The organism is Nitrospirae bacterium CG2_30_53_67 (assembly GCA_001873285.1).
Lineage (GTDB): Bacteria > CG2-30-53-67 > CG2-30-53-67 > CG2-30-53-67 > CG2-30-53-67 > CG2-30-53-67.
Map to the genome: position 1 here is coordinate 1 of MNYV01000152.1, position 3,165 is coordinate 3,165.

Below are 3,165 nucleotides of genomic sequence, written 5' to 3' on the forward strand. Positions count from 1 at the left end.
ATTCCAGAATCCCCGATGACATGGCCAGTTCCTTGTAGAGGATATCGATTTCGTAGAGGGTCTCGATATGGTCCGAGACGAAACTCACGGGGACCATGAGCAGGGCCTTCTTCCCCTGTCCGGCGAGATCGCGTATGACCTCATCGGTTCCGGGCTTCATCCACCGGACCGGACCGCTCCGGCTTTGAAAAGCGAGGTGATGGGAAACGGGTCCGACCCTCTGCAATACGCCCTGAATGGTCTTTTGAATCTCCGAAAGATAGGAATCCCCCTGATCGATCATCTTCTGCGGGAGGGCATGGGCCGAAAAGATGACTTCCACTTTCTCGCGATGTTCAGGGGAAAAGGAATTCAATCCCTGCCTGACCTTGTCGGCGAGCACGTCCAGATACGCCGGATGATCGCAGAAGCTTTTGACCTCCTGGATGCGGACCGCCTCAGATACCGCGGCCGCGGCCCGGTTAAGGTCACTCAGGCTCGACCCGGTGGTGGCCTGTGAGAAATGCGGATATAGGGGGAGGGCCAGGATGGTTTTCGCCCCTCGGGATAAGGCTTCACGCACCGCCTCATCCGAGCGCGGAGCCGTATACCGCATGGCCACGAATACCGGTGCATCGAGACCCCTCCCGCGAAGCTCCGTTTCCAGGGACTCAGCCTGTGCCATGGTGATTTTCAATAAAGGAGAACCGCCTCCGATCTTCCTGTAATTTTCAATAACCTTTGGGGTTCGGAAGTGGACGATGAGACGGGAGAGAAGAGGCTGCATGGGGAGCCGGATGATCTCCCGATCGGAGAAGAGCCTGAGCAGGAAAGGACGGATCTCCTGCTCGTTTTCAGGACCACCCAGGTTCAGGAGGATGACCGCGGTCTTGTCTGTCATGCGTTCTTTTCCCGGCTGAAGGTATGCACCGCATCCACCAGGGCCTTTGCATGCGCCTCGGGTGTCTCGGGAAGGATTCCGTGCCCCAGGTTGAAGATATGACCGGGAGCATCACCGGCCTTATTCAGGATCTCTCGGACTCTCCGCTGGATCTCCGGGATGGGCGCAAACAGAGCCGTGGGGTCAAAGTTTCCCTGCACGGCGATCTCGGGGCCGAGTATCTGTCTGGCCTGGTCGATCCCGATCCGCCAGTCCACACTGACCACATCGGCGCCGGAATATTTTATCTTATTCAGAAGTGTAGAACCGGTTCCCACGTAGTGGATGACCGGGACGCCTTTTCTTTTCAGTCCACGGATGACCTTCACGGTATAGGGTAGGTCATAGGTCTCGAAATCCTCCGGGGTCAGGATCCCTCCCCAGGTGTCGAAGATCTGCACGGCCTGGGCCCCGGCTGCGATCTGCGCATTGAGGTAGCGGATCACGGTCTCGGTGATCTTGTCCATGAGCCGGGCATAAAGTTCCGGCTCCTGATAGATCAGGCTCTTGAAGGGGATATAGTTTTTAGATCCACCGCCTTCCACCATGTAGGAGGCGAGGGTAAAAGGGGCCCCGGAGAACCCGATCAGGGGAACTCGTCCGGAGAGTTCCCGGCGCAGGATTCGGACTGCTTCCATGACAAAGCCGACCGACTCCTCAGGATCGGGGATGCGCAATGCCTCGATCTGTTTGCCGTTCCGTATGGGTTCGGAAAATACCGGGGCCGGAGTGAAGTCAAGCGCCATCCCCATGGCCTCCACGGGGATCAGGATGTCCGAGAACAGGATCGCGGCATCCACGTTCAATTCATTGACAGGGAGGAGCGTGGCTTCGGCTGCAAGCTCCGGGGTCTTGCATAGGGTGAGAAAGTCCGCCTTTTCACGCAGCGCCCTGTAACCCTTCAGGAACCTCCCGGCCTGACGCATGATCCAGACGGGTGTCATCTCCACGGGTTCCCGCCGGCAGGCCCTAAGAAACAGATCATTGAATGCCATCTCCTCCCCTTTCAAATCATGTTTTTCTCTGTGCTCTCTGCGTGCTCTGCGGTAAAAAGCCCTATCGATTTTCTTTCCGCATCTTCACCGGGATATAATTGCAGAAGGGCTCTTCGGCCATATAATCCTCATAGACCGAATCGGCCCGGGCCCGGCAGCCGCCGCAGACGTTGATGTATTCGCAGACGCCGCATTTTCCCTTGTACTTCTTGAAGTCCCTGAGATCTTTAAAAAGCTCCGAGTTCTCCCAGATCTCTCTGAATTTCCGTGTCTTCACGTTTCCTGCCGACCTGTGGAAGTAGCTGCAGGGCTTTACATTCCCGAAGCAATCAATCAGGCAGATGGACTGCGCGGCAATGCACCCCTTGGCCCCTCCGGTGGAAAACTTCAGGGTCCGCCGCTCGAAGCGGCTCCCGTCTTTTTTTGCGAGCTGAGGGACCAGCCGGTAATAATGCGGGGCACAGGTGGGCCGCATGAGAATATCCTTTTCCAGCTTCTCTTGTTCATAGTGCCACTTGAGGATCTCTTCATAGTCCTCCTTGGAGATGAGTTCGGACATGATCGTTTCCCCGCGGCCCGTGGGAACGATCATGAACATGTACCAGGCTGTGGCGCCGAGTTCTTTGGCGAGCCTGAACACGTTCGCAATATCGTGCTGGTTCCTCTTGGTGAAGGAGGAGTTGATGATGAACTCAATCCCGTGTTTCTTCAGCATCTCGGCCCCCCGGAGGATCCCGTCAAAGGCCCCCGGGCAGTTTCGGAAATTGTCATGGATCTCGGCCTTGGATCCGTCCAGGCTGAGCGAGACGATTCGGATTCCGGAGGACTTGATCTTCTCACAGACCGTATCGTCGATCAGGGTCCCGTTGGTGGCCATGCACATGCGGAGCCCCTTATCGGTTCCGTAGCGGGCGATTTCGAAGATATCGCGCCGAAGAAGCGGCTCGCCGCCGGAGAGGACCAGCACGGGACTGCAAAATTCGACGATATCGTCAATAAATTTTTTTGCCTCCTCGGTGGTGAAGTCCCCCTCCGAGGCCTCCATGTCCGAAGAACAGCGGCAGTGCACGCACCGGAGGTTACACCGCTGCGTGGTCTCCCAGGCGATCCATTTGGGGATAAATTCCTTGGGCATATCAACCTCAAAGGTGAAACTCCCGGCAGACTGCCGCGGGAGATGCACTCACCTTGCGTTTTCAAATATCATGCAAAATATTATCTTTTAATGTGTACCATAATATCCTGCCGAAT

3 protein-coding genes are annotated in these 3,165 nt (G+C 56.4%); all 3 read right to left on the reverse strand.

Annotated features, from left to right (window positions below; all coding sequences use genetic code 11):
• A partial coding sequence (locus AUK29_09635) for a ferrochelatase (protein OIP61866.1) occupies positions 1 to 880 on the reverse strand: 880 nt, incomplete at its 3' end.
• A complete protein-coding gene (locus AUK29_09640) occupies positions 877 to 1,914 on the reverse strand; it encodes a uroporphyrinogen decarboxylase (GenBank protein ID OIP61867.1) in 1,038 nt (345 codons plus the stop codon). The genes AUK29_09635 and AUK29_09640, both read right to left, overlap by 4 nt.
• Before the next feature lie 61 nt (positions 1,915 to 1,975).
• The gene (locus AUK29_09645; protein OIP61868.1) at positions 1,976 to 3,049 is read right to left on the reverse strand and encodes a radical SAM/SPASM domain-containing protein; all 1,074 of its coding nucleotides are present in this window, start codon (positions 3,047 to 3,049) and stop codon (positions 1,976 to 1,978) included.
• Positions 3,050 to 3,165 lie beyond the last annotated feature (116 nt).